Source organism: Streptomyces sp. NPDC001532 (genome assembly GCF_040298625.1).
Lineage (GTDB): Bacteria > Actinomycetota > Actinomycetes > Streptomycetales > Streptomycetaceae > Streptomyces.
In genome coordinates, this window is record NZ_JBEPAL010000010.1 from 104,021 (window position 1) to 130,719 (window position 26,699).

Below are 26,699 nucleotides of genomic sequence, written 5' to 3' on the forward strand. Positions count from 1 at the left end.
AAGTACGTACGTCATGTGCGCGCCTGCCGAGGGGACATGTGCGCGCCTGCTGAGGGGACATGTGCGCGCCTGCTGAGGGGACATGTGCGCGCCTGCTGAGGAGAACTGTCCGACGGCGGTGGCAACGAAGACCAGGCGCGCACCGGACCCGGCCCAGGACGAGGAGCCTGGCGGTGTGCCACGCACGGCCGGCGTGCGCATGATGAGCAACGCCATGCCGGAGTTCCTGTTCTGCGACGCACCCGTGGATTGCGGCGGCGATCCGGAGAGCTGGACGTCCTGCGGGACCACGCGCGACACGTGGCCTTCGGCCGCGGGATCCACTACGGCTGGCTGACCTCCGTGACGGACCCGGTGTGCGCTCGCCCGACCGCGTACCGGTCTCATCGCCACACCTCCCCACCGCCGGCGAGGCAGCCGTAGACGCCTCATAGACGCCTCATAGACGGGGCTGATCGAGGATCAGATCCGTACCTGCCCGCCGAGGGCGATGCGGACATACATGTGGGAAGTGAGCTGGGGGTACGACCATGGGGGTTGACATGCTGGGCGCTCGGCCGGCGCGGGCGCCGCACGCCAAGGCCTTGCTGGGCCGCGGCACGGAGATCGCTGCCCTGAGGCAGCTTGTCGCGCAAGCGTGCGCCGGAATCGGGGGAGTGCTTGTCCTGCACGGCGAGGCAGGCATCGGCAAAACCGCACTGCTCGACAGCGTGTGCGCGGAGCACACCGCGGCGCTGCGGATCGTGAGAGTGGAGAGCACGCAGGCCGAGTCCGAGTTGGCGTTCGCGGGGCTGCAGCACCTGACGAACGAGCTGATGGGCCACTTCGGCACCTTGCCCAAGCCGCAGCGCGAGGCCCTGGGCGTGGCCCTGGGGCGGCGTCCCGGGCCTGCTCCCGACCACCTGCATCTGGGCCTGGCGGTCATGGGCCTGCTGTCGGCCGCGGCCGAGGAGCTGCCGGTCGTCTGTGTGATCGATGACGCGCAGTGGATGGATCGCGGGTCCCTCGCCGTGCTCGCCTTCGTCGCGCGACGGGTCGGCGCACGGCGCATCGCCGTCATCGTCGCCGCCGAGGACATGGGTGGTCTTGCCGAACTGACGGGACTGCCGGCTCACGCGGTCAGGCCTCTCGGAGACCGTGACGCACGCGAACTGCTGGAAAGCGCGGTTCGGGCGCCGCTCGACCGCAGGGTGCGGGAAAGGGTGCTGACGGAGGCACACGGCAATCCGCTGGCCCTCATCCATCTGCCCCGCTGGATCGGACCGACGGAGATGACCGCCCGGCTGACCAGCGCGAACGTGAGAGCTCCCAAACGGCTGGAAGAAACCTTCCGGGCCAGGCTCTCCAAGCTCCCGCCCGAGGTGAGACGGTTCCTCCTCCTCGCCGCAGCGGAACCGGACGGCGATCCGTTCCTGGTCCGTCAGGCGGCGGCGCTGGTGGACGTCGGTGAGGATGCCGCCGCGGTGGCGGAGGCGGCAGGCATCCTCGACATCTCCGGTACACGCATGTGCTTCCGGCACCCCCTCCTGAGATCCATGGTCTACGCGGCGGCTCCCGCGGCCGAACGGCGACGCGCCCACACCGCCCTGGCCGAGTGCTGCGACGCCGTGCGGGATCAGGACCGGCATGCCTGGCACCAGGGACAGGCAGCGGCGGGCTTCGACGAGACCGCCGCCGGCCGACTCGAGACCGCCGCTCGTACCGCTGCCGAACGAGCGGGCGCAGCCGTCGCCGGAGGCCTGTGGGAGCTTGCCGCCTCCCTCACGGCCGACCGCCTGACACGGGCATCGCGCTTGCTCTCGGCGGCAAGAGCGAAGCAGGAGACGGGGGCCTTCGCCGAAGCCCTCGCCCTGCTGTCCGCCCTGAGACATGAACCATTGCCCGAACCGGAACGCGTCCACGCGCGGCTGATGCACGCCCGGGTCGCCTACGCCGTCCACCGCGACGAAGAAGCGGTCCTCCTGCTCCTGGACGCGGTGCTCCTCGTCGGGGACCGCGACCCCGCACAGAGCCGGAATCTGTTACTGGACGCGTTCAACGCCCTCCTCTTCACCGGGCAGCACCTGGCCCAGGACCGACTGCGGGACATCGTCGCCGGGGTGCGGCGGCTCGACGTGCGCACCGAAGCCGACGACCGCGGAGGCATGCTGCTGAAGGCAATGGCCACCCGGTTCACGGCAGGGCAGGCGGCGGCCGCGACCGCGATGTCCCGGGCGGTCGAACGCTGCCTCACCGACACCGACACCGACACCGACACCGACACCGACACCGATACGGATACGGATACGGATACCGACACCGATAGAGATACAGATACAGATACAGATACCGACACCGGCATCGACAGTGGCGCGGAGTTGCGTGGCGAGCCGTCCGTGACGCGGCTCGCCACCAGCGCCGCTCTGCAGATGGGCGACGCGCATTCCTGGAGGCGACTGGCCCACCGCCAGGTGCGAGAAGCCCGCGCGGAAAGCGACTTCGACGCCCTGCCCGTAGGACTGCACCACCTTGCCCTGTCGCACATCCACGCCGGTGACCTGGCGGCCGCCGAGGAGCGCGTGTCGGAAGCCCACCACATCACCGAGGCGATGGGCACCGCACCACTGCGCTATGCCGATCTGGCACTCGCCGCCTGGCGAGGCGACGAGCCGAGAGCGGCCTCACTCGTCGACCTCGCCGTACGTGAGGCCACCGAACGCCGCGAAGGACCACTGCTCACAGCGGCAGCCCACGCCCAAGGCGTCCTGTACAACGGAGTCGGCAGACCCGAGGCGGCTCTTGCCGCCACGCAACGAGTCAGCGACGGCATCGACGGCATCGACGCGGGCTACCGAGGGCTGCTCGCGGCAGAGCGCGTGGAGGCGGCTGTGGCCTGCGGCCACCCGGCATGGGCGCGTTCCGCGTCCGACACGGCCAAGCAGCACGCCCAAGTGTGCGGTACCCCGTGGGCAGAAGGGCTCTACCTGCGGACCGCGGCACTTCTCGAACGCGGCCTCGGCGCGGAGGCGCTGTTCCAGCGGTCCACGGAGCACCTCACCGAAGCCGGCGCCGTCCTCCAGGCAGCACGTACCAGACTGCTCTGGGGCGAATGGCTTCTGTCGACAGGACGGCGTACCCAGGCCCGGGTCCCACTGCGGCACGCCCGTGCGACGTTCTCGGCCGCCGGCGCGCACGCCTTCGAGGTCAGGGCCGCCGTCAAGCTCAGCGCTGCCGGTGAACGGACCGTACGGCCCAGCACGGGAGTGCACACCCTCACCGCCCAGGAGCTACGGGTGGCACGGATGGTGGCGCGCGGCGAGACGTCCCGGGAGATCGGAACGGCCCTGTTCGTGAGCCCTCGCACGGTGGACGCTCACGTACGGAGCATCCTGCGCAAACTCGATGTGTCCTCACGCCGCCGGCTGCGTCACGTCGAAGGGCTGCGGGTGTCCGACCGCGCCGGAACCTGACCCGGCACGAGGCCGGATCGGTGGGCATAGGTACTTCCCGCCGACGCGAGAGCCCGTGCCTCCTACGCACACTCGACCGTGCATCGAGAGCTCCGAATCCGGACTCCCGTCGAGCACGTCAGTGACGGCCGACATCATGCTGCCGGTCCGTGCAGCGGAACAGGACAGACCATGCCCCTGGGCACGAGACGCTCGACCCGGCGCAGACGCCGGCAACTCCCTCTCCGCCGTCTGCTGGCACTGGCATCTCTCTCTGCTGCTCCTGGCTGCCGGCCTCGCCCACCACCTCACCTCGCACGGATCGGAGGGAAGCCCGAAGAGCTCCGCGAAGCGCCCCGTGCCGACCGGGACGGCAGCCTCGGAACGGGCGCCGGCGAAGCCCACCGAGCCCGCCCGATCCGCTCCGGACGCGGCCCCGTCGGCTCACAGAACCAGCCGATCGCATGGCGATGCGGGCCGCGACGTGCCAGAGAGCGGCAGTGGTACCTTCGTCGCCGCCGACATCGTTGTCGCCCCCACGGGTACGGGCCCCGACGTCGGCTACGCGGTGATGGCGGAGACCGACAGCCGCCTCGACGTCCGAGCCACGGCTCGCGAGATCGGCGCCATCCTCTCCGACCCCCGCGGCTGGGCAGCCCACGGGCGCGGGACGTTCCATCAGACCGATCCTGCGGAGGCGGACCTGATCATCAAGATAGCCACGCCCTCGACAGCCGACCGGCTGTGTGCCGAGCACGGTCTCGACACCGGTGGCGAACTGAACTGCGAGACACCGGACGGCATCGTGGTCAACCTGCGTCGCTGGCTGACGGGATCGCCTCAGTTCGACGGCACAGCCGAGGAGTACCGGCCACTCATCGTGAACCACGAGGTGGGTCACTTCATCGGGTTGACACAACACCTCGGCTGCCCGGGCCCCGGCATGCCGGCACCCGTGATGATGCAGCAGATCAAAGGGCTGCACGGCTGTCTGTCCAACGCATGGCCCTACGACGACAGCGGGAACTACCTGGATGGTCCGCCGGCCCCTTGAACTCCGAGAGCGGCCGGCACGGCGTAGGCACCACCACCATTTTAGGTGATGTGTCAACAAGATGGTAGGGTTGTCGTCATGACCGAACCGCCGTGGCTGAACGCCGAAGAGGCCGACGTCTGGACGAAGTACCGGCGTCTGCGCCGCGAACTGCACCGGGCGCAGGAGCGTCAGCTCATGCGTGACTCGGGCCTGTCCGCGGCGGACTACGCGCTCCTGGCGCCCCTGTCGGAGGCTCCCGAAGGTCTGCTGCGGGCCAGAGAGCTGGGCGCCGAGGTGGACTGGGAGCGCAGCCGCCTCTCGCACCAGATCAGCCGGATGGAGAAGCGCGGCCTCGTCACGCGCGAGGCATGCGCCGATGACGCTCGTGGTTCCATGGTCAGGCTCACCCCCGCCGGCCGACAGGCCATCGAGGAGGCCGCGCCCCGCCACGCACAGACGGTGCGCCGACTCTTCTTCGACCCGTTGACCAAGGACGAGGTGAGGCTCCTCGGTGATTTCCTCGACCGGATCCTCACCCAGGTGGACGCCGAAGCGACGGACGCGCCCGCGTAGAGAGCGCGCCGATCATGCGGCCGCCGCTCAAGGCTCCGGCTCGAAGGAGTGGTGGTGATGCGCTGCGTGGCGCCGGCATCACGGGCAGGCGTGAAACCGAGGGTGCCGACCGGCGGGTGACCGCAAGAGTGGGTGGCACGCACCCAGGAGAGACGCGGCCTGGTACCCCGTCGCGACCTGGGACAGCGTGGATGCCATGAACACCGACGAAACCCAAACCCCCTCCGCCACCCCGCACCCCTACGTCGGCATGTGGGTGACCGCGGACGGCCATATCCGCCAGGAACTGCTGGCCGACGGGCGCTACGACGAGGCGCGCGGCACCCGGCGGAGTGCCTACACCGGCAGCTACACCGTCACCGGCAACCACATCGACCACGTCGACGACAGCGGCTTCACCGCCACCGGTGACGTGCGCGACGGGGTGCTCCACCACGAACACCTGGTCCTGTACCGCGAGGACGCAGCGCCGCGCGACGGCCGCTGACCAGGCATACGCTCGTGGAAAGCCTCGAACTGATCGTCGCCGTCGCGACGGCCGTGCTCGTCGCCGGCTGGATCGCCCGCCGCACCGGACTGAGCGAACCACTCGTCCTGCTCGGAGCCGGCTGCCTCACAGGCCTGACGCCGATGTTCGACGACATCACCCTCGCCCCCGAAGTGGTACTCCTGCTCTTCCTCCCCGCACTGCTGTACTGGGAGGCGCTGACCTCATCGGTGCGGGAGATCCGCCACAACCTGCGCAGCATCGCCCTGCAGTCGACCGCTCTGGTACTGGTCACCGCACTCGCCGTGGCCGTCGTGGCCCACGCCTTCGGCTACCCGTGGCCGATCGCGCTCGTGCTCGGAGCGGTCCTCGCGCCCACCGATGCCGCCGCCGTGGCCGCCGTCGCACGCGCCATGCCCCGGCGCATCCTGACCGTGCTGCGCACCGAAAGCCTCCTCAACGACGGCACGGCCTTGGTGCTGCTCGCCGTCACCATCGAAGTGGTGGCCGAGGACGCCCCCTTCAGCTGGGCGGAGACCTCACTGCGCTTCCTTCAGTCCTACGCGGGAGGCATCGCCATCGGCGCCGCCGTCGCCCTGCTGCTGAAACGGGTGAGGCGCCGGCTCGAGGACCCGCTGCTGCACAGCGTCCTCAGCGTCGCCACGCCGTTCTTCGCGTTCCTGCCCGCCGAACTCGTACACGTCTCAGGGGTGCTGGCCGTCGTCACCTGCGGATTGGTCAGCAGTCGCTACGGCCCTCGGGTGATCAGCCCCGACGCCCGCGTCCAGGCCACGGCCTTCTGGGAGGTCACAAGTCACCTCCTCAACAGCGCGCTGTTCGTACTCGTGGGCGTGCAACTGCCCGCCGCAGTCAGGGCCGTGACGTCCGCGGACCTCCTGCGAGCCGTGGCGGTGGCGGCCGCCGTGAGCGCCGCGGTCGCCGGATCCCGCTTCCTGTGGTTCTACACGGTTCCCTATGTGGTGCGCTTCGTGGACCGGCGGCCCGCGCAGAAGGAGCGCCGGATCGGGGCGGCGCAGCGTCTGCCGCTGGCCTGGGCGGGGATGCGCGGCGCTATCTCCCTGGCGGCGGCCCTGACCCTCCCGGCCACGACCGCGCAGGGGCAAGCCGTGGAGCACCGGGACGCCGTGGTGTTCATCACGGCGGTGGTCATCGTCATCACTCTCACCGTGCTGGGCCCCACTCTCCCCGCCGTCGTCCGGCGCGCCCGGTTCGACGTCGACGAGGAGCAGGCGGCCGAGGCGGAGCTGGCCCACCGGCACCTCAGCGCCGCGGCCCTGCGCGAGCTGCCCGTACTCGCCCGCCGCTACTCCGTGGCACCCGCTGCGGCGGCGTACCTGGAACGCGACATCCGCGACCGCCTTGCCGGAAGCGAGGAGGCGGCCCGGCGCAGCCGCGGGGCCCACCAGCTGGAGACCGCGTTGCTGCGAGTCAAACGGCAGGCCCTGGCGGAGCTGCGGGACGCGGGACGCATCGACGACATCGTGCTGCGCAGCGTCCAGGACGTACTGGACGCCGAGAATGTGCGGCTGTCACTCAAGGCTGCCCGGATGCCGGGCGCCGAGGCCCTGCCTGCCGGTCCGCCCGCGCGGGACGACTTGTCACCGCGGTAGCGGCGGCTGCGCACTCGGCAATGCGCAGCCCGAGCGGATGGACGGCGAGCGTCCTCGATCCCGGCGTGGGCGCCTGCACCTGTTCCCGGGATTCGTACACGCGCCAGTGGTGAAGGCCCGTGTCGGCCCGCCATGGACAGGCGGGCCGACACCACCGCCTCGTCAGCGCAACAGGTAGGCGCGTTCGATCGTCTGCCGCGCGTGTTGCCCTGACCGTCGGTCAGGCCGACCCGCAGGGACACCGAACCGGGGGCCGCAGGATGGCCGAGGACCAGCCTGCCGTGCCTGGTCCGGGGCACCGGGCGCCATGTGCCGGCTTCGTCGTACGAGACCTCGAACCTCAGCTCCCGCACACGCCGTCGGGGGCGCGTGCCGTCCGGACTGCCTCCGGGGAAGTGCGCGAGAGCGGCGGCACGCCGGTTCGGCGTACGGCGCGGGCATCTCCTCCGTCTCCCGTCCTGTCCGCTCGCCGCGGGCGTCAGCGTGATGCGTGTCACGGTCCGAGGGCCGGCCGGGGTGCGGACGGAAACCAGTGCGGGCCAGTCCTCGGAGGGATTCCCGAGGACTGGCCCGGGTCGCCGCCGGTCACCTGGCGGCGTGCGGCTCCCTCAGCCCGGCACGTCTCAACTCCGCACCGGGACACCGGCCTTGTCGACCACGCCGATATCGAGCAGTGCCACCTCCTCGGTGCCGAGATAGTTCAGGCCGCTCTTCCCGAAGACCCACACCTCACGTTCCCGTCCGTCACCGAAGGACAGGCCGACGCCCGTGCGGCCGGCCGCGTCCTCGGCGTGCTCCACCACGGTCACCCCGGGGATCCTGGCGGCGGCGCGATAGAGGGCGGCGTCCACCTCGGGCAGCAGCGTGGCGCCCCGGAGCATGGATCCGATCGCCTCCAGCGCGGCCTCCTCGTGCGTCGGCCCCTGGCCTTCCGTCGCCTCCCACACCCGCTCGTACAACTGGTCCGGATCGGTGGGCAGTTCCTGGAGTTCCCTGTACGTGGTGTGGTTGGGGTCGGCCTCCAGAGCCATGTCCCTGGTGCCCTTGCCCGACGGGCCGGACAGCACGGTGATGCGGGCGAGGCCGTCCCGCCGGCCGTCGACGGCATGCCAGTCCGCCCGCCGGAAGACGTCGGTCCCCACGTCCGTGATCTCCTGCGTGCCCTGGGTCAGGGTGTAGACGTACTGGTCGTCCCGCACGGTCGGGGCGTCTTGGGTGGCGGCGACGGCGGCGATGCGGTGGAGCAGGTCCACCGCTTCAGGGCTGGCGGACGGGCGCTCCCCGGCACCGGGCCCGAGGGTGAGAACCGCCGCGCATGCCGCGGCCGCCAAGCCGGCGGGCATGGCCAGGGAGACGAGGCGGCGGCGCGGCCGCTTCGGTGCGGTGGCGCCGCCCGGGCGGCTGGTGCGGTGCGCCTGCTCGTCGAGGGCGATCTCTCGCATGAGGTGGGTCTCCAGCCGCACCAGGCGTTCAGCCGGCAGGACCGGCGCATCCGGGGTCGGCAGTAGCCTGGCCAGTTCTTCGCGTTCCGTGGGGTGCATCAGTGGCTCTCCTGGTTCAACGGGGGTGTTCTGACGGGGACAACCGGCTGCTGTCCGCTGCGGGAGGGGCCTCCCGGGCCTTCGTCGGCGGCCGGACGCCGTCCAGGTGGCCCGGGGTGGTGCGCGAGTTCCGCTTCGGCCAGGCGGCGCAGTCGCTGCCGGGCACGGGAGAGCCGGGAGCGCACCGTGCTCTCGGGCACACCGAGAGCGGCAGCGGCAGCCGCGTAGCTGAGCTCCGACCAGACGCACAGGGTGAACACCTCCCGCTCCCGCGGGCGCAGTTTCCGCAAGGCCGCGCGGGCGGCGGCGAGCCGTTCGGTGTCCTCCATGCGGCCTGTCAGCGCCTCGGCGAAGTCGACCACGATCGCCTCCTCGCCGGGGGTCCGCGTGAGGCGGTCGAGCGCTGCCCGGTGCCGCCGGGCGGATCGCCGTGAGTTGCGCAGCACATTGGTCGCGATGCCGAACAGCCAGGCCCGCAGACCGTCGTCCGCCCCGCCCTCCGGACGATCCGGCGCGGTGTACTCACCATCCGGCAGCAGCCGCTCGCGCAGTCGCCAGGCTTCCAGGAAGGTCAGCGAGACGACGTCCTCGGCCGCGCTCGCGTCTCCCAGCAACCGCGTGGCGTAGCCGTACACGGAGGGCGCGTGGGAGCGGAACAACTGCGCGAACGCCTGGGCGTCGCCCGCCCGGATCCGGGCACGTAGAGAATCTTCCACGTCGGTCCCTGTCCGCTTCCCGCGCACTGTCGCAGTGATGCCCATCACACCGGTTGGGGAGTCCTACAGCAGGAGGGAGACCGGGGACTCGACGCCGACGATCAGCCGGCCGTAATCCTCGCGGGTGAGGAAGGGGTTGAACTGCACGTGCCGGCTTCCGGTCTCCATGTCGCGCCAGTAGCGCTGCAGAGGATGGGTCCACGAGAACCCCGACGTGCCGTTGAGATCGAGCAGTCTGCTCATGGCCGCACGGGAGTGCTCGATCGCCGCGACCATGTCCGTCCTGAGCGCGGACCGTTCCCGCAACGAGAGCGGATCGCCGGTCAGCGCGTCGTCGGCGGCGTCGGCCGCCGACTCGATGAGCCGGACCGCGCGGTCGATGAGACGGTCCGCCTCCCCGAACCACATCTGCGCCGACGGAGACGCGCCGGCGTCCCGGTAGACGGAGGCGATGATCCCCCGCCCGGACGCGAGAGTGTCACGCACGGTGTCCAGTCCGCCCAGCGCGGCGCCGATCACCGGTGCCAGGAGGTTGAGCGCGGCGCCGATCTTCAGAGCAGCCGGAAAGCCGGAGCCGGCGCTGCCGCTCGGGGCGACGGCCGCACCGATGACACGGTGCCCAGGCACCAGGACGCGGTCCGCCACCAGGCTCTGACTGCCCGTTCCCCGCATCCCCGCGACGTCCCAGGTGTCCTTCACCTCCAAGTCCTCCAGCGGCACCAGCACCGTTGCCGCGGAGGGCGGGCCACCCGCCGCGTCCGGCAGCGGAATGCCGAGCAGCGCCCAGCGGGCGTCCTCGCAGCCGGAGGCCGCCGCCCACGTGCCCGAGAAACGCACACCGTCGTCCGTACGGACCGCCTCGCCGTGGACACTGGCCACGGAGCAGACCGTCACGTCGGGCCCCGCCCCGTAGAACTCGTCGCGAGCGGTCTCCGACAGCATCAGTGTCATCGGCTCCACGCCGTTGTAGATGCCGGCGACCCAGGCTGTGGACGGGCAGGCGCGCCCCAGGGCGACCCCGAAACCTCCACCTGCGTACGGATGGAGGCCCCGAAACCACCGCGCCCCTTCGGCGTCGTCAGGCGCAGCAGGCCCGCGGCCCTCAGGGCGTCGAGGTTCTCCGGCGCGACGCGGCGGTGTCGCTCCGTCCTTTCGGCGTTCGCCCGCAGAAGAGGGCCGAGAGACAGGGCGCGGGCGACGAGCTCCGCCCGCGAGGGGACGGCGTCCGGGACGTGTGCGGTTCCGGCCGGTTGCTGAGGCGCTGACATGGAGGTGATCTCCTGATCGTTGTGATCGTTCCGGTCCTCCACACTCACAGTGCCGGCTTCGCCCGGCATCGGTGGTCGGCGCCTAGGGCCTGTCTGACAATTCCCGCCTGCTCCGCGGCGCCTGGCACGCGCGCTCGCCGCGTTGCCGAATCACCCACGTGGCTCCGCCACGAGGGCGCTCCGGCGCCTTGCGATCGCACGCACCAGGCGCCGCGGAGCCCGCCCTCCGGGAGGACGACGGGAATTGTCAGACAGGCCCTAGAGCGGTCGGCAGACCCGGGACGCCCGACCACCCGACCCAGGACGTCAGAACCGGCCACGGATGTACTGCGAGTGCACAAACCGCAGCTCACAGCTGCCTGGGCAGGGCGACGTGACATAGCTTTCGAGAGCTCGGCAGGCGGGCCCGGCGGGCTCTGGGACACGTTGAAGGTGACCATGGAGGCAGCGAAGACACCGGCCATTCACTTCTCGGTACTCGGCCGGTTCCTGGCGCGCCGAGGAGACACGGACATCGACCTCGGCTCCCCCCAGCAGCGCGCGGTGGCCGCGGTGCTGGTCATGCGCCACGGCCGGGCCGTGAGCATCGACGACCTGGCGGCCGCGCTCTGGGAGACCCCGCCGCGACGACCGGAGCCCGTCCTTCGCACCTATGTCTGGCGGCTACGGCATCTCCTGGAGCCCGCACGCGATCCGGGCCGACCGTGGCAGATGCTCCAGTCCGTCCCCGGCGGGTACTCGTTCCGCCTGGCCGAAGGAGCGCTCGACCGGGAGCTGTTCGAGCAGCACGTCGCCGAGGCCCGGGCCCGCAAGGCGGCCGGAGAGGTGGCGGCCGCACGGAACCTCTTCGACGCGGCCCTGTCCCTGTGGCGTGACACGACGCTCCTGGGCGTGCCCGGACCGTTCGCCAATGCCGAGCGCGCCCGCCTGGAGGAGCGCCGCCTCGACGTGGTCGAAGCACGGCTGGAGACCATGGTGGAACTCGGCGACTGCGCGGACGCCGCCACCGAACTCACCACCCTCGCCGAGACCCACCCGCTGCGCGAAGGGCTGCACTTCCTGCTGATGCGGGCCCTCCACCGGACCGGACGGCAAGGAGAGGCCCTCGCCGTCTACCGACGAGCCCACCGTCTGCTGGCGCGGGAACTGGGCATCGAGCCCAACGCCCGCCTCCAGCAACTCCACGCCGACATCCTCCAGGACACCGCTCCGTCCGTCCCGCGCCCGGAGATCGTCACCCGGCAGGAACGCGCGCCCCGCCAGATCCCCCACGCGACGGCCGACTTCACCGGCCGGACCCAGGAGACCCGGCTCATCCGGGAGACCCTGCTGCACCCATCGGCCGAGGCGGTGCCGATCGTCCTGGTCACCGGCATGGGAGGCACAGGAAAGACCTCCCTGGTCATGCACAGCGTGCAGAGCGTGCTCTCCACCTACCCCGACGGCCAGCTGTACGTCGACCTGCGCGGCGCCGACGGCACACCCGCCGACCCCGCCACCGTACTGACGTCGTTCCTGCGCGCACTGGGAGAGCGGGACGCCTACATCCCGGCAGAGCTGTACGAACGCGCGGCGCTGTACCGCTCCAGGCTCGCCCAGCGGCGCGTACTCATCGTCCTGGACAACGCCGCCGACATGGACCAGGTGACACCCCTGCTGCCCGGCGGCCCCACCTGCGCCGTGGTCATCACCAGCCGCAACGGTCTGGCGACCCTCCCGGTCAGCGCGCGCGTCATCCTCGGCGCCATGCCCGACGAAGACGCGATGCGGCTGCTCACCCGGCTCATCGGAGCCTCCCGCGTCGACGCCGAGCCGCACACCGCCCGCAGCATCGTCACCGCCTGCGGCGGACTGCCGCTCGCGGTGCGCATCATCGGATCCCGTCTGGCCGCCCGCCCGGAGTGGACCCTGGCCGACCTGGCGGCACGCCTCACCGACGAACAGCACCGGCTCGCCGAACTCACCGTGGACACGGTGACCGTGGAAGCCAGCTTCGCGCTGGGCTACGGCCAGCTGAACCAGTCGACGCGGCAGAGCCTGCGGCTGCTCGCCCTGCCCGCCCACAGCGTGTACGACCTGCGCACGGCCAGTACCGTGCTCGCCGTTCCGGCGCAGAGCGCGAGAGTCCTCCTGGAGCGGCTGGTCGCTGTCGGACTCCTCGAATCACCGGCCCTGGACCGCTACCGCTACCACGACCTGGTCCGCCTCTTCGCCCGGCGCCTGGCCCTGGAGACGGACCCCGACCGCACCCGGCACGCCGCGCTGGGGCGTCTCCTCGACCTGCACCTCGTCGCTGCCGCCGAGTCCTACCGCGTCATACGTCCCGGGCACACGGTGGCGCTCGCAGCGCTGCCCGTGGTGCCGGGCACGGAGGTATGTTTCGACAGCGTCAACGAGGCGCTCAACTGGAGCGCCTCCGCCCTCGACGACATCCTGCTGCTTCTGACGCAGACCGCCGCCTCACACACGGACCGTGCCGCGACACTCCTGCTCATGCTGGACGCCGTCCTGCACAACGCCCACCTGTGGCATCAGGTCATCCCCGTCGCCACCGTCGTCGCCGACGCGGCCTCCCGCGCAGGCGACCGGCGCTCCGAAGGCCGTGCCCGTTACATCCTCGGCGGAGCGCTGGCCGAGGTGGGCCGAACGGAGCAGGCGAGTGATCAGCTGGCGCGAGCGCTGGAGGCGTCGCGTGACCGCGACGACGATGTCCAGGCCATGTGCCTGAACGCTCAGGGCTTCGTCATCCGTGTTCCGGACTCCGCCCTCCAAGTGCACCGAGAAGCCGCGGACCTGGCACAGCGACTGAACAACCGCTCCCTCGAGGCGCTGGTGCTGGGCAACGCGGTCCAGGTCCGGCTGACCACCGAGGGCATGGACGAACGAACCGTGGCGGAATCGCTCCGGCACATCGAGCTGTACCGGCTCCTGCGCGACCGGCAAGGCCAAGCGCTGTCGCTGTACCGCCATGGCCAGGTACTGGTCCGCCAGGGCCTGCCGGCCGACGCGATCGCCGACTATCAGCAGGCCTTGCGTCTCATCGAGGACGGCGAGATCGACTTCGTGCGTGCCGCATGCCTGGTCCGTCTCAGCGAGGCGTACACCCAGGTGGGCCGGCTCGAATCGGCCGTGAAGCGGGCTGAGGAAGGCCTGCTGCTGGCCAGAGCGGTGCGCCACGGAGTCGGGGAGGCCCATGCGCTGCGCGCACTCGGCGACGCCCTGCTCGCGATGGACCAGCGCACGGAAGCGGTGAGGGTGTGGCGCGATTCGCTGGCCATCTTTGAGCATCTCGGTGCCGAGGTGGCCGCCGCGGCGGTGGAGAAACGTCTCGCCGGCGTCGTCTCCCCGCTCGTATGACGCAGCCCCGGGCCTGCCGTCCCGCCGTGCGATGCTCTGCGCATGATCAGTCAGCCGCATGGATCCCAGGGCCTGCTGGCCCGCGAACGGGAGCTGGAGAGGGTCCGCACCGTGCTGGCCGAGGCCCGTCAGGGCAACGGCAGCGCGCTGGTGCTCCACGGCGACCCCGGAATCGGCAAGACGGCCCTGCTGCGGCATGTCTGCGCCCCGTCCGACGGCGAGCACATACTCCGGGCGACCGGGTTCGAATTCGAGGCCGCCTTCGGCCATGCCGCACTGCACACGCTCTGCGCGCCGCTGATGCCAGGCCTGGAGCGACTTCCCGAGCCGCAGCGCGAAGCCCTGGAAGTGGTGTTCGGACTGGCGAAGGGTGCCGTTCCTGACCGCTTCCTGGTGGGGCTGGCAGTCATGGGACTGCTGTCCGACGCCGCGCTCGAACGGCCTGTGCTGTGCGTCGTCGACGACGCACAGTGGCTTGACAGGGCGTCCGCCCAGACACTCGGGTTCGTCGCGCACCGGCTGGAGAGCGAGCGCATCGCCATGGTCTTCGCGCTGCGAGAGCCGGACAGCGTCCCCGAACTCGTCGGCCTACCCCGCCTGCCCCTCGCCGGTCTGCCGCGTGAGGCGGCCCGCACCCTGCTCGCCGCCGAGTTCCGCGCCCCCTTGGACGAACGGATCCGTGAGCGGATCCTGTCCGAGGCACAAGGCAACCCCCTGGCACTGCTGCAACTGCCGCGTATGGTGGGCCCGAGCCGAGCCGCCGGGGGTTTCGGCCTTCCTCAGGCGGTTCCACTGTCCCGCCGTATCGAGGAGAGTTTCGAAGGGCGTCTTGGGGCGTTGCCGGAAGCGACCCGCACGCTGCTCCTGATCATCGCCATCGAGGCCACCGGCGACTCCACTCTGGTGTGGGCCGCAGCCGACCGCTGCGGGGTGGGTGCCGAGGCACTGGCCCCGGCCGAGGCCGCCGGCCTGACCGCCTCGGACGGTACCGCGCGCTTCCATCACCCCCTGGTGGGCTCCGTGGTCCACCGCATGGCATCGCCCGCCCAGCGACGCCGGGTACACGAGATCTTGTCCCGAGCCATCCCGCCGGGCATGGACGAGGACCGGCGGGCCTGGCACAGGGCACAGTCCGTAGTGCGCCCGGACGAAGGCATCGCGGCGGAACTGGAGCGGCTGGCATCGCGTGCCGGTGCGCGCGGGGGAGCGGCAGCGGCAGCCGCGTTCCTGGACCGGGCCGCGATCCTCACCCCTGACGCCGGGACACGGGCGAGGCGCACGCTGGACGCGGCGCGAGCCGCCCATGGGGCGGGTGACTACGCGAAGGCCGAGCGCCTGGCCGCCGAGGCCCAGGCCGGCCCTCCGGACGAGTCGCGCGACGCGCAGGCGGACCTCGTCCGGGCGCAGGTGGCCTTCGCCCAACGACGGATCCGCGACGCACCCCGGCTCCTGCTGAACGTCGCCCGGCGGGTCGCGCCCCTCGCAGCCGGACTCGCCGGGCAGTGCCTGGTGGATGCCCTGGCGACGGGCGCGCTCATCGACCGGCACAGTGAGGAGATGCGCGAGGCGATCGAGGGCGCACGGCAGGCGTACCCGCCGTCACAGCCGTCCGGGACCATCGACCTCTTACTCGAAGGACTGCCGGCGCTGTTCCAGGGAGACACTCACAAGGCCGTGCCACCGCTGCGCAAGGCCCTCGCGGACGTGGGCGATCCGGTGTGGCTTCAGCGTCCGGCGCTGGCGTCACTCGTCGCCGTGGAACTGTGGGAGGACGAGGCCTACGTAGCACTGACCCGCGCGCAGGTACGCGAAGCGCGCCGCACCGGGGCGCTGGGCAGTCTGTGCGTCGGGCTCGCCATGTCCGCGGCCGTGGCCGCGCAGGCAGGCGAGAGCAGGGAGGCCGTCTCACTGATCGCCGAGGAGGAGGCCCTGGCCGAGGTCATCGGCGCCACCCCGCTGCCCTACCCAAGGTTGCACCTCGAATCGGTGCGCGGCCGGGCTTCCGCGGAGACCTTCCTGAACCGGACGCTGCGCGGAGCCGTCGAACGCGACGACGGCCAAGCGACGGCCACGGCGCACTGGGCGCTGGCGGTTCTGCACAACGGGCTGGCGAACTACCCGGCGGCACTGGAATCGGCGCGGGCCGCCGCGGGGCGCGACGAGCCCGCCATCACCGGACTGGCGTTGATCGAGCTGGTCGAGGCCGCTGTCCGGTGCGGGGAGCACCAGGAGGCCACCGAAGCACTCGGCAGGCTGCTGCAGCGGACCGGGCCGGCGGTCACCGACTGGGCCAGAGGCGTGGAGGCCCACTGCACGGCGCTCGTCCTCGGCGACGACGAGCGGGCCGAAAGCCACTTCGAGGAGGCCATCAGCCGTCTGGAAGGATGCCGCGTGGTTCTCCACCCCGCGCGGGCACGCCTGGTGTTCGGGCAGTGGCTACGGCGTGCCGGACGCCGTCGGGAGGCGCGAGAGCATCTGAGAGCCGCACTCGAGACGTTCTCGGCGATGGGCGCGGAGGCTTTCGCCGCACTGGCGTCGCGGGAGCTGAGGGCGACCGGCGAACACGCACGGCGCGGGGCGAACGACGCGTCGGAGCAGTTGACGGAACGCGAACTCCACATCGCTCGACTGGTCGCGACGGGCGGGACGTCCAGGGAGATCGGCATCCGGCTCTTCCTGAGCCCGCGTACCGTCGACGCCCACTTGCGCAGCATCTTCCGCAAGCTCGACATCACCTCACGCCGTCAGCTGCGTGACCGGAAGGGGATCGGCTGAACCAGGGGACGCTGACCGCGGCGCGCCGGCTTCGACCGAGACGGCGCCGCCACCCCGAGCGGGTGGCGGCGCCGTCTCGCGGCTGTTGCCGGACGGCTGGAGCAGGTTGACGGCGGTCTCGTGTCCCGCTGCGTCGAGGATGACCGCGGTGCCGACCATCCCGCCGTGCAGCGCATGACATCCGGGGCAACCCAAGCAACCGGGCGTTGCTGGAACTCGGCTACTGCGGGTGGCTGCCCGGTGGCTGCTCATAGGTGACGATCACCGACGTCAGGCGGGCCGGCGGCTGCCGGCATTCGACGTGGCCGGGGCGTGGCCGAGGCTCCCCCGTCGGTAGGTACGCTCCGGCCGCTCACTGGCCGTCTCCAGGGCAGCCACGACGGCACGCGAACGCGCTCCCGCCCATTCCGCGCGGCTCGGCCGGGCGTGTCCCGGGGTGCCGCTTTCCTGAACGACGCCGTGGGCACGCTCGTGCTCGGAAGCGACGCCCGCAACGTGGACACCGTGGTCATCGCCGGGCAGGTGCGTAAGCGGGACGGCCGTCTTCTCGACGTCGACCTCGCCGCCCTGCGCGACGAGGTCGCCGCCTCCCGCGACCACATCCTCAGCACCGGCACCGCCGCCTGAGCGTCGGCGGCTGCACAGGGAGGCTGCTGCACAAGGAGGCGGCTGCACAAGGAGCAGGGGGCGTCGTTGTGACATGGCGCCCCCTCCTCCTTCCTGTCCTCACATGGCTTGCTCGGCTGCGGAGGACCCACCGTCCTGCGACAGTACGACCACGCGCAGCGTGGCCGTGCGGGCTCTGGACGCGGTGATGAATCCGACGGGCCCCGGCCAGCCGATTCCGTACTTGTCCGTGTAGGCGGTGTCGATCCGGTCGAGCAGGACCGGATCGTCGACCGGTTCGAAGCGTGCCTCGACGATGCCGTCGTCACACCACAACTGGGCGCGGGAGGCTGTGGCCTGCCGGTACCAGCGTGAGCCGACGCCGGTCAGGGACCGCAGGTAGGCATCACCGTCGACTTGTACGATCCACAGTTCCCAGGTCCGTGGCTCCTCGCTCGCCACCTTCACGTGCAAGGTGACCTGAGTCTGATCTCCCAGGTGAAACGCCGGTTCCACGTGCGCCCTCCTCACGACCCGTCCGGCGCACCGGGCGGATCCCGGTGGCGGTGGCCGGAGTGCGCGGGCGGGGCGGCGGGACCGTGAGGGTGAGGCCCTTCCGCCGCTTCGCGCACGGGGTGTCACTGTGCCCTGACGGAGGGCGCTGTCGCTTCGGTGATTCTCGCCTAGGAGCGGAGCTGCCGTCGAGGTGTGAGGCGCGGCACAACTGTTGGATCGTTTGCGAGGTCGCGTACCATCGAAGTGTGAAAGCGTTGACACATCCCAGCCGCGCGGACCTGCGTATCGAGTCCGTACTGGATGCGATGGCCAATCCCACCCGGCTGAGGATCATCGAGCGTCTGGCTCACGGGGAGGAGCTGACCTGCTCGACGACACTGCCCGACGTATCTCCGTCGACCGCCAGCCGGCACTGGAACGTGCTCCGCGAGGCCGGTGTCCTGCGCGCCCGGCGCGAGGGCCGCATCATCCTGCACAGCCTGCGCCGTGAGGACCTGGACGCGCGCTTCCCCGGACTCCTCGACAGCGTCCTGACAGCGGTCCGGAACGCTCCGGCCGCTCACGCGGCCGACGGCGGCAGCTCCTGAGGCGTGCGCTGGAGCCGCCCGACCTCGAGGCGACGGCCCTGTCGTCCTACAGGCCAAGAAAGCCGCCCCACTTGCCCCGAGCAGGCTCTGCCGCGCAGGAGCGCCGAGCAGGCGGGTGGCGGGTCACGTGCGCAGAACTCGCCGAAGGCCCGTTCCGACCGCGTCCCGCTCCTGGCAGCGGCGGCAGTGGAGGCTGCCGCCATCACCGTGATCGCTGTGCTCCTGGCAGCGGCGGCCGCAGCAGCCACACTGATCGCCATGGCCGGCACCGCCGTCTCGGTCACCGGAACACCCGCGGTGGGTGTGCCGTGGGCTCTGGCCGCAGTGCTCGCGACCGTCTGCCTGCTGGTCACCACCCTGACCAGCGTGGCCGCGGCATGGATCGCCACCAGGCGCAGCCCGGTCTCGCTGCTGGCGGCCCGCGAGTGAGTGCCGGCGATCCGGCGCCATGCGAGGACTGGGACAGCGACCGCCGCACGCGTGACTCCTCGCCGCACCATCGGAGTCTGCCGAGGCCGGCTGGGCGGCCTGGACGAGGTTGTGCCGACGAGCCCTGCCGAGCACGGTGTCGTGAACGCCTTCGCCTCGCCGTCGGCCGTCTCACTGACGCTGTCGCGCTGGTAGCCCCTGCCGCCAGGTGATGCACCGGCTCAAGTGGCCTGCGGGCGCGGGCCCGTGGCCGCACGACTCACCCGTTCGTCGGCCGCTCCCGGGCGGGCACCGCATCGGGTCAGTGGGCATGTACGCCGACCGGGCGGGCGGGACGGCTTTGTGTGCCGCCAGTGAGGTGGGCCGGCCGATGACAGTGGAGGGCCGGCGCACCTAAAATCCGTCGTGATCGAACAGACGGGGGCGGGGCGATGGGTAAGCGCGTTGCGGGGAACATCCGCCGGGGTTCGATATGACGACGCCTGGTCTCGTGTTGCGGGGTGGCGGCGTGGTGGCGCGGCTGGTTCACGACGGCGTGTTGTTGGAGCGGGCCGGCGAGGAGGTGGCCATACCGCTCGCGGCGATCGAACGGGTCACGGTGGACGGGCGCCGTGCCGCGATCGAACTGACCGTGCCGGACGGCAGCGCGCCGCACGTCCACTGTGTGGAGGACGCGAGCGTGGCCGCGGTCACCGCGTTCGCCGACGGCGTCAACCGGCTGCTGCCGCGCAGGGAGGGCGAGCCGCGCATCGACGGCTCCACGCTCGTCGGAATCCGCTCCCTGGCGGTCCAGGACCGGCGGATGACAGCGAGTGGCGCGGTCCTGATCATCCTGCTTCTCGCGGCCGCAGCTGTGATGGCGGCCGTGGGTGTGGCCGGGGGAGCGCGCTACTCGGCGATGCTCGTGCCCGCGTTCATCGGCATCCTCATCGGTTGGCTGACGGCCTACCTGCCGGCCAGGAGCCTGTACCGGTCGCGGCGGCTGCGCAGACACGGCATCACGGTGATCGCGCAGTTCTCGCACAACGCGGACGGGATGAGGGCGTACCGCTACACGGACACCAGCGGGGAGAGCCGCTTCATCACCACCACCAGTCACGAACGGCGGATCGAGGTCACTTACGATCCGGCGGATCCTTCCCGCGCCGTGGTCCGCGAGTCCTTCGCCATGCGCAGCATGACGGCTGTCCTGGCGCTTGTGGGGCTCGCCGCCCTCGGCGGCACTCTCTGGTACGCGTACACCGTGATCAGCGACGCGTTCATCGGCTGAAGACCGGCGCCCGAGCATCGACCTCCGGTGGGAGGGGTCAGGTCAGTGGGCAGCTCCAGGACTGCTGATCACAAGTGAGATGATCTCGCTGTGGCCGGTGTGGTCACGGCGTCGTGACCTTCCTGGACAGCCCCGACACCGGGTCGCGTCCGCGGCAGTCCGGCAAGCGGGGTTCTGCTGGACGACGCCCACTGACGCCAATTGACTCCGCGGCAGCTCGCGCTGCTGTTCGGCATCTCGAAGTCGGCGGCCGGCCGCGTCGTCGACCATCTCGGGCCGTCGATGGCGTCGCGGCCGCGCATGCCGTTCTGCGAAGACACCGTGCTGATCGTGAACGGCGCTCCGGTGCCCACAAATCCTGCGCGCCTGCCGCTCGAAAGGGGACGGCGTCCACCACGCCCGTTCTTGGCATCGCCGGCCTGTACAACCTCGCTCTCGCCGGATGAGTGGGCCGGCACGGGCGCGACGGTGTCCAGCCGGCTCACAGATCGACCACGGGACGTCCCATAGGCGGTGATCGCCGATGTGCGACCAGCGGGGTGCCTGGCAACGTGGCGCACGGTGCATGCCGTCCGTTTCCGTCGTGACGCCATGGCCGCTCGGAACGGAGAGAGCAATGGAGCACAAGAACCCTTCCGTCACGATCACCAGGGTGGACGAGAGCAACCGCCTCGAGGCGTACGTGGACGGACAACTCGCGGGGCTGGTCGAGTACATCCCCGCCAAGGGCGTACTCGCATTCGTGCACACAGAGGTGCTGCCCGAGCGCGAAGGGCAGGGCATCGGCTCCGCCTTGGCGAGGGCCTCGTTGGAGATGGTCAGGCGGGCCGATGTGAAGTTCCTGCCCGTCTGCCCGTTCATCGCCGCCTGGGCAGACAGGCATCCCGAGTTCGAGCCGTGGCGCTACCACTCGGTCAGCCGCGTCTCCGACTGAGACGCACACCCAAAGATGTTGACGCATCAACATAACGCGGTATTGTTGTCACGTCATCAAATGGGCCGGAGGGACTCCGGACCCATCCGCACCGGCCGCGGCGCCCCTTCCACGGCTGATCCACACGTCTCAGGAGCAAGATCATGAAGGCGCTCATCGCCCGGTCGTACGGGCCACTGGAAGACCTCGAGTTCGCGGACCTGCCCACCCCCGTGCCCGGCCCCGGTCAGCTGCTGGTCCGGCTGCAGGCCACCTCCCTGAACGCGGTCGACAAGGTGCTCGTCACGGGCGCCATGCGTGACGCCCTGCCCGTCCGCCACCCCTTCGTCCCAGGCGTGGACGTCAGCGGAGTGGTCGAAGCGGTCGGCGAGAACGTCACCCGCTTCTCCGTCGGTGACGCCGTCATCTCCTGGAACAGCGTGACCGCCGGAGCTCTCGCCGAGTACATCGTCATCAACGACGCCCCCTCCGCGGCACGACGGCCGGCCGGACTCACCCCGGCCCAGGGCGCCGCCCTGCCCACCGGCGCGCTCACCGCCGCCGCCCTGCTGGATGCCGTCCGGTTCCAGGAGGGCGACACCGTCCTGATCGTGGGCGCCGCAGGTGGCGTCGGCTCCTTCACCGTCCAGCTCGCCAAGCAGGCAGGGCTGACCGTAGTGGCCACCGGACGCCCGGACGACGAGGAATTCCTGCGCCGCCTCGGCGCCGACCACTTCATCGACTACACGAGGGGCGCCATCGCTCAGGAGGCGCACCGACTGGTCCCCGGCGGCGTCGACGCGGTGATCGACCTGGCCAATGCCGGACCGGCACTCGCGACGACGGCGCACGCCGCCAGGGCCGAAGGACAGCTGGTGTCCCCCCTCGGCGGCCCGCCCTCCTTCGAACGCGGCGTCACCGCCGTCTACACCGGCACCCGTACCCCCCAGGGCCGGCTGGAAGAGCTCGCCGAGAAGGCCGCCGACGGCCGGCTGCGCATCGAGATCGGCGCCGACTACGCCTTCGGCCAGGCCGACCAGGCGCTGGTCGACTTCGCCGGCCGGCACCTCCGCGGCAAGGTGACCGTCACCTTCTGACACTCGAGCCGCCCCCGACCGGGTAGCCCGCCCGACAGCGCCCGGCCCGGGACGCCCAGGCCCACCGGCCACACGCCTCGAATCACCCGACAGGAGCTGGAGACCGTGACAGAGCAATACTTCGACTTCACAGGCAAGGTCGTGCTGGTGACCGGCGGCGCCACCGGCATCGGCCGGGCGGTGTCCCTGGCCTTCGCCCGGCAGGGCGCCACCGTGGTCATCGGTGACGTCGACGAACGCAGCAGCGAGACCGTGAACCTCATCGAGAAGGAAGGCGGCCGGGGCCTGTTCGTCCCCACCGACGTCACCGTCGCCCACGAGGTCTCCCGCCTCGTCGCCACGACCGTCGACACCTTCGGCGACCTCCACATCGCGTTCAACAACGCCGGTGTGTTCGTCCCGCCCGCCCCGCTGGCCCAGCAGACCGAGAAGGACTGGGACAAGGCCATCGCCGTCGACCTCAAGGGCGTCTTCCTCTCCCTCAAGTACGAGATCGCGCACATGGTGTCCGCCGGTGGCGGCGCCATCATCAACACCGCCTCGATCGCCGGCCTCATCGGCGACCCCGACATGGCCCCCTACGTCGCTGCCAAACACGGAGTCATCGGGCTGACCAAAGCCGCCGCCGTCGACTACGCCAAGGCCGGCATCAGAGTCAACGCGCTGGCACCAGGCCTGACCCGGACCGCCATGACCCAGGCCTGGCTCGACGACCCCGTCAAGCGCGAGATCGTCATGGCCGGTCCTCAGCTCGGCCGCGCCGCCGAGCCCGAGGAGATCGTCGGCATGGTGCTCTACCTCGCCTCCTCCGCGGCCTCGTTCACCACCGGCGGGGTGTTCGTGGTCGACGGCGGACAGACCACCCACTGAACATCCCGCACGGTCGGCCGCCGGCCGCATCACCCGCACGGGCACGGCACGCAGCCTTGCCATCCGCTCCGCGCCGAAGGAGGCAGCAGCCATGACGAGAGCCGTCGAGGCCGAGCGGCGATCGGCCCTCGTTCCGACCGGAGAAGTAGGCCTGCTCATAGCCCGCTAAGTAGACCCCGGCCACGAGGAGGAGTTCGAGAAGTGGGCCCACGGCGTGCTGGAAGCGGCCTCCGCCTTCCCTGGGCACCTCGGTTACGGCCTGTTCCGGCCCAGCCGGCCGGGTGAGCCCTGGTATCTGGTGCACCGCTTCCGCGACGCCGAGTCCCACGCCCGCTGGGACGCCTCTCCTGAGCGCGCCGCCTGGTTCCGCCGCGCCGACGAACACCATCGCGAGATCACCCGACGCCGGCTGAGCGGCATCGAAGGCTGGTTCGTCCCGCCAGGCAGCCCCCATCACACCGCTCCGCCCCGCTGGAAGATGATGCTCACCGCGATACTCGGCATCTTCCCGATCTCCCTCTTCGCGGGCGTCGCCGTACAGCCCCACCTGACCGACCTGCCGTTGCTGCTGCGCACGGCACTGGTGGCCGTACTCTTCAGCGCTCTCATGTCCTACGCCGTCATGCCCGCCCTGACACTGCTGCTGAAGAGGTGGCTCACACCGGTCGGCGCGGCGCCCGCGACCCCGAAGGCACCCGATCCCGTCCCGGAGCGTGAGTCGGGCAGGCCGGCGCCGTAGCGCGCGCGGGGCGTGTGCGCCGCGTTCACCCCTCGGCACACCGCACAGGGCTGAGCCACCTCGCGACGACGGGCTCCGCGCGCTCGCCTGCCCGCAGCCGGCCCCGGTCGCCGCACAGCGGACCTCGACCCGGACCCGAACCGCTCTACGGCTGCCCGACACTGTCGTCCCGCACCGCTTCCACGCCGTCCACCGCCACGGCAACGGTCTCGTGGCCGCCGGCCGAGCCACGCTCGACGACGGTCGGTTCGGGAACGACGAGCCGATCCGAGCAGCCGGAGAGTTCCAGCAGCAGGTGGCGGTAGAAGTTCCGCAGCATGGCACGATGCGCCGGGTTCCTCGAATTCCTCAGGTACGCCTCCACACGCAGCGGCCATTCGGTGGGATCCGTGTCGGTCACTTCACTGGTCATGGCCGGTCCACCTCAGGAGTGGGGATACCCTGGCGAATTCGTCGGACGCCAGGGCTCTGGGCACGCTGTCGCAAGGCGCGACTTCGAGCGCATCCTGCACCGGGACCGGTGACATCGCTGACCGGCTGCCGGAACCCGACGGCAACCCGTCGGACGCCACGAGCCGGACGCCACGAGCCGGACGCCACGAGCCGGACCCACGAGCCGGACCCACGAGCCGGACGCATACGCGGACGGCGAGCCGGATGTGCGACGGGCCCGACGGGCCACCGCACCCACCGGCAGCGCGATCGAGGAGCGCCCGGCTCCGGCGCCGCGTACGCCGGCCCGGATCGCGATGAAGGCGGTCGACGCCGCCGGCATCCGCCGTGACGACGACCGTGCTTGCGGCGACGACGACCTCTGTGGTCATCAAGCCAGTTCCGGCCTGCTGCCACGGCCACGACTCCCGCCGTTATCCGAGCCGAAGCGTCCGCCGCAGCCAGTTCACTCTCGCCGCTCGGGCCCGCTTCGACAGCTCGGCTTCGGGAGCCAGTGCGTCGAAGCCGTGGAAACCGCCCGGCCAGACATGCAACTCCGCCACGCCGCCGGCCTGCCAGATCCGAGCGGCATAGGCGACGACCTCATCACGGAACGTCTCCGCGGAACCGACGTCGATGAAGGCGGGAGGCAGCCCGGACAGGTCCTCGGCGCGCGCGGGCGCCGCGTAAGCAGTGACGTCGGGGCCACCGCGCCGCCTTCCCAGCAGCGCGGTCCAGCCCGTGTCGTTGGAGGTGCGGTCCCATGCGCCGACACCCGTCATCTGACGGGCGGACGGGCTGTCGTTGCGGTCGTCCAGCATCGGGCAGACCAGCAGTTGCCCGATCGGGGTGGGGCCGTCGAGATCCCGCGCGAGCAGTGTCACCGCCGCCGTCAGGCCGCCGCCCGCACTGGGCCCCGACACGACCAGCCGTCCGGGATCGATCCCCAGTTCGCCGGCGTGGTCGGTCGTCCACCGCAGTCCGGCGTACACATCCTCGAGCGCTGCGGGGAAGGGGTGTTCCGGGGCGAGACGGTATTCCACGGACACCAGGACGATCCCGAGATGCTGGACCCAGTCGAGCATCTCCCCGATGAGATTGCGGTTGTCCCCGAGGATCATGCCACCGCCGTGTGTGAAATAGACCCCCGGCCGCGGCCCGGCACTCTCGGCCGGACGGCAGATCAGCAGGGAGATCTCAGGGGCACCGGCGGGACCCGGAACCCTTCGCTCCTCGAACTCGATGGCGCCTTCCCGGCGGAGGTCTTCGTCACTCGGCGCCGCTGCCGCCATGAAATCACGCAGCGCCGGGATCATCTCCGGCAGGATGGCTGGAGGCATGGACTGGGCCAAGGACTCCAGAGCGGGCACGAGTTCGGGATCGAAGGGCGGCGGCGGCCCGATGGGAGAAGCGTCGGTCATGTATGTGTCCTGTGTTTCTGTCGTACGGAACGAGCGAGCCGCGGGCGGTACGACATGAAGCCGGTGCCGTACCGCCCGCGGCCGTTCGACGCGGGAAGGGAGGTGTCAGCCCTTGTTCTGGCCGAGGAGCTGGAGTTCCCAGGCGAGGCTGGTGCCGAAGCTGCCGCCGTGTTCGAGGAGGATGTCGGTCATGCCGGGGACGGTCTCCTCACGGGCCCAGTCGCGTTGCCACTCGGAGATGACGGTGCCGGAGCAGGTCGGGATCACGCCGGCCTGGATCATGCGCTGGATGCCGCGTTCGTGGGCCTCGGTGGTGGTGGCGCCGGAGGCGTCGGTGACGGCGAAGACGCGGTAGCCGTCGGCGAGGGCGTGGATGGCGGGCCAGGCGAGGCAGATGTCGGTCCACAGCCCGGCGATGACGAGGTCCTTGCGGCCGGTGGCGGCGACGGCGTCGACGACGCGCTGGTCCTCCCAGGTGTTGATCGTGGTGCGGTCGATCGGGGTCTGGTCGGGGAAGACTTCCTGGAGCTGGTGGATGATGTGGCCGCCGCGGTCCTCGACGACGGTGGTGAGGATGGTGGGTACGTCGAAGAGTCTGGCGCCCTTGGCCAGTGCGGTGACGTTGTTGACGACGACGGTGGCGTCCATGCTGCGCATGCCGGCGAACTGGGCGCCCTGGTGGTCGATCAGCAGCAGTACCGACTTCTGTGGGGTCAGGAGGGCGTCGAGACCGGTGTAGGTGATGTCCTTGGCTGCCATGTCATCTCCGATGATCGTGATGGGCCGACGACCCTGGATGCGGCCGCCTCGATCAACATCGCACCGGTGGATCAAACCGCGCATCGGCGACAAGTACGTACGTCATCGGTGCTGCTGTCATCGGATCGGCAGCTCTTCGGTGAGGACCTCACCTCTCCGCGGTGTCCGCGGTCCGCTGACCGCCTGCCCCTCTCGGCCCACCTCATGCCGCTGACGCGTCCGCGCGCACGATGATCCACACCTTTCGC

The 26,699-nt window shown here is 70.9% G+C and carries 22 protein-coding genes and 2 pseudogenes; 17 read left to right on the top strand and 7 right to left on the bottom strand.

Going from position 1 to position 26,699, the window contains the following annotated elements:
- The first annotated feature begins 542 nt into the window (after positions 1–542).
- From ABT232_RS12585 to ABT232_RS12605, 5 genes are all read left to right on the top strand, one after another.
- Positions 543–3,449 (top strand): helix-turn-helix transcriptional regulator, encoded by a 2,907-nt coding sequence (locus ABT232_RS12585; RefSeq protein ID WP_351839423.1) that lies wholly within the window; start codon positions 543–545, stop codon positions 3,447–3,449.
- 463 nt (positions 3,450–3,912) lie between these two features.
- Positions 3,913–4,482 carry a DUF3152 domain-containing protein gene (locus ABT232_RS12590; protein ID WP_351839424.1) on the top strand — a complete coding sequence of 190 codons (570 nt, stop codon included), beginning with the start codon at positions 3,913–3,915 and terminating at the stop codon, positions 4,480–4,482.
- 78 nt (positions 4,483–4,560) lie between these two features.
- On the top strand, positions 4,561–5,037 hold the full coding sequence (locus tag ABT232_RS12595) for a MarR family winged helix-turn-helix transcriptional regulator (RefSeq protein WP_351839425.1): 477 nt from the start codon (positions 4,561–4,563) through the stop codon (positions 5,035–5,037).
- Between the two features lie 196 nt (positions 5,038–5,233).
- Complete coding sequence (locus ABT232_RS12600; protein ID WP_351839427.1) at positions 5,234–5,524, top strand: Atu4866 domain-containing protein; 291 nt, start codon at positions 5,234–5,236, stop codon at positions 5,522–5,524.
- Between the two features lie 14 nt (positions 5,525–5,538).
- A complete protein-coding gene (locus ABT232_RS12605) occupies positions 5,539–7,155 on the top strand; it encodes a Na+/H+ antiporter (protein WP_351839429.1) in 1,617 nt (538 codons plus the stop codon).
- Between the two features lie 623 nt (positions 7,156–7,778).
- Here ABT232_RS12605 and ABT232_RS12610 read toward each other — a convergent pair.
- From ABT232_RS12610 to ABT232_RS12620, 3 genes are all read right to left on the bottom strand, one after another.
- Positions 7,779–8,696, bottom strand: a complete 918-nt coding sequence (locus ABT232_RS12610; RefSeq protein ID WP_351839431.1) for a CU044_5270 family protein — start codon at positions 8,694–8,696, stop codon at positions 7,779–7,781.
- The gene (locus tag ABT232_RS12615) at positions 8,696–9,412 is read right to left on the bottom strand and encodes an RNA polymerase sigma factor (RefSeq protein ID WP_351839433.1); all 717 of its coding nucleotides are present in this window, start codon (positions 9,410–9,412) and stop codon (positions 8,696–8,698) included. The genes ABT232_RS12610 and ABT232_RS12615 overlap by 1 nt, the downstream gene beginning before the upstream one ends.
- A gap of 63 nt (positions 9,413–9,475) precedes the next feature.
- The gene (locus ABT232_RS12620; RefSeq protein WP_351839435.1) at positions 9,476–10,363 is read right to left on the bottom strand and encodes an acyl-CoA dehydrogenase family protein; all 888 of its coding nucleotides are present in this window, start codon (positions 10,361–10,363) and stop codon (positions 9,476–9,478) included.
- A gap of 755 nt (positions 10,364–11,118) precedes the next feature.
- Between ABT232_RS12620 and ABT232_RS12625 the strand changes: the two genes are divergently transcribed.
- The 3 genes from ABT232_RS12625 (at position 11,119) to ABT232_RS12635 (ending at position 17,439) form a co-directional block, all read left to right on the top strand.
- Positions 11,119–14,037 carry an AfsR/SARP family transcriptional regulator gene (locus tag ABT232_RS12625; RefSeq protein WP_351839437.1) on the top strand — a complete coding sequence of 973 codons (2,919 nt, stop codon included), beginning with the start codon at positions 11,119–11,121 and terminating at the stop codon, positions 14,035–14,037.
- Between the two features lie 42 nt (positions 14,038–14,079).
- Positions 14,080–16,812 carry an ATP-binding protein gene (locus tag ABT232_RS12630; protein WP_351839439.1) on the top strand — a complete coding sequence of 911 codons (2,733 nt, stop codon included), beginning with the start codon at positions 14,080–14,082 and terminating at the stop codon, positions 16,810–16,812.
- A gap of 459 nt (positions 16,813–17,271) precedes the next feature.
- A complete protein-coding gene (locus tag ABT232_RS12635) occupies positions 17,272–17,439 on the top strand; it encodes a hypothetical protein (RefSeq protein WP_450871901.1) in 168 nt (55 codons plus the stop codon).
- A 99-nt stretch (positions 17,440–17,538) separates the two neighbouring features.
- Here ABT232_RS12635 and ABT232_RS12640 read toward each other — a convergent pair whose 3' ends face one another.
- Positions 17,539–17,934: a DUF2255 family protein gene (locus ABT232_RS12640; protein WP_351839441.1), complete on the bottom strand. Its 396-nt coding sequence runs from the start codon at positions 17,932–17,934 to the stop codon at positions 17,539–17,541.
- A 245-nt stretch (positions 17,935–18,179) separates the two neighbouring features.
- Between ABT232_RS12640 and ABT232_RS12645 the strand changes: the two genes are divergently transcribed.
- The 9 genes and pseudogenes from ABT232_RS12645 to ABT232_RS38445 all read left to right on the top strand — a co-directional run bounded on the left by ABT232_RS12645 (position 18,180) and on the right by ABT232_RS38445 (position 23,839).
- A complete protein-coding gene (locus tag ABT232_RS12645) occupies positions 18,180–18,521 on the top strand; it encodes an ArsR/SmtB family transcription factor (RefSeq protein ID WP_351839443.1) in 342 nt (113 codons plus the stop codon).
- 258 nt (positions 18,522–18,779) lie between these two features.
- Positions 18,780–18,950: a hypothetical protein gene (locus ABT232_RS12650; RefSeq protein ID WP_351839444.1), complete on the top strand. Its 171-nt coding sequence runs from the start codon at positions 18,780–18,782 to the stop codon at positions 18,948–18,950.
- Between the two features lie 511 nt (positions 18,951–19,461).
- Positions 19,462–20,220, top strand: coding sequence for a DUF3592 domain-containing protein (locus ABT232_RS12655; protein ID WP_351839446.1), 759 nt, complete (start codon positions 19,462–19,464; stop codon positions 20,218–20,220).
- Positions 20,221–20,310: 90 nt separating this feature from the next.
- Positions 20,311–20,574 (top strand): annotated as a pseudogene (locus ABT232_RS12660) (IS5/IS1182 family transposase); the annotation flags it as partial.
- Positions 20,575–20,836: 262 nt separating this feature from the next.
- Positions 20,837–21,154 (top strand): GNAT family N-acetyltransferase, encoded by a 318-nt coding sequence (locus tag ABT232_RS12665; protein ID WP_351839448.1) that lies wholly within the window; start codon positions 20,837–20,839, stop codon positions 21,152–21,154.
- Between the two features lie 143 nt (positions 21,155–21,297).
- Complete coding sequence (locus tag ABT232_RS12670) at positions 21,298–22,230, top strand: NADP-dependent oxidoreductase (RefSeq protein ID WP_351839450.1); 933 nt, start codon at positions 21,298–21,300, stop codon at positions 22,228–22,230.
- Between the two features lie 105 nt (positions 22,231–22,335).
- Positions 22,336–23,100: an SDR family NAD(P)-dependent oxidoreductase gene (locus ABT232_RS12675; RefSeq protein WP_351839452.1), complete on the top strand. Its 765-nt coding sequence runs from the start codon at positions 22,336–22,338 to the stop codon at positions 23,098–23,100.
- Between the two features lie 181 nt (positions 23,101–23,281).
- Positions 23,282–23,458 (top strand): annotated as a pseudogene (locus ABT232_RS38440) (antibiotic biosynthesis monooxygenase); the annotation flags it as partial.
- A 60-nt stretch (positions 23,459–23,518) separates the two neighbouring features.
- Positions 23,519–23,839 (top strand): hypothetical protein, encoded by a 321-nt coding sequence (locus tag ABT232_RS38445; RefSeq protein ID WP_502975386.1) that lies wholly within the window; start codon positions 23,519–23,521, stop codon positions 23,837–23,839.
- Positions 23,840–23,984: 145 nt separating this feature from the next.
- Here ABT232_RS38445 and ABT232_RS12685 read toward each other — a convergent pair whose 3' ends face one another.
- The 3 genes from ABT232_RS12685 to ABT232_RS12695 form a co-directional block, all read right to left on the bottom strand.
- On the bottom strand, positions 23,985–24,251 hold the full coding sequence (locus ABT232_RS12685) for a hypothetical protein (RefSeq protein WP_351839454.1): 267 nt from the start codon (positions 24,249–24,251) through the stop codon (positions 23,985–23,987).
- Between the two features lie 454 nt (positions 24,252–24,705).
- Positions 24,706–25,692, bottom strand: coding sequence for an alpha/beta hydrolase (locus ABT232_RS12690; RefSeq protein ID WP_351839456.1), 987 nt, complete (start codon positions 25,690–25,692; stop codon positions 24,706–24,708).
- Positions 25,693–25,797: 105 nt separating this feature from the next.
- Positions 25,798–26,451 (bottom strand): hydrolase, encoded by a 654-nt coding sequence (locus ABT232_RS12695; protein ID WP_351839458.1) that lies wholly within the window; start codon positions 26,449–26,451, stop codon positions 25,798–25,800.
- Between the last annotated feature and the right edge of the window lie 248 nt (positions 26,452–26,699).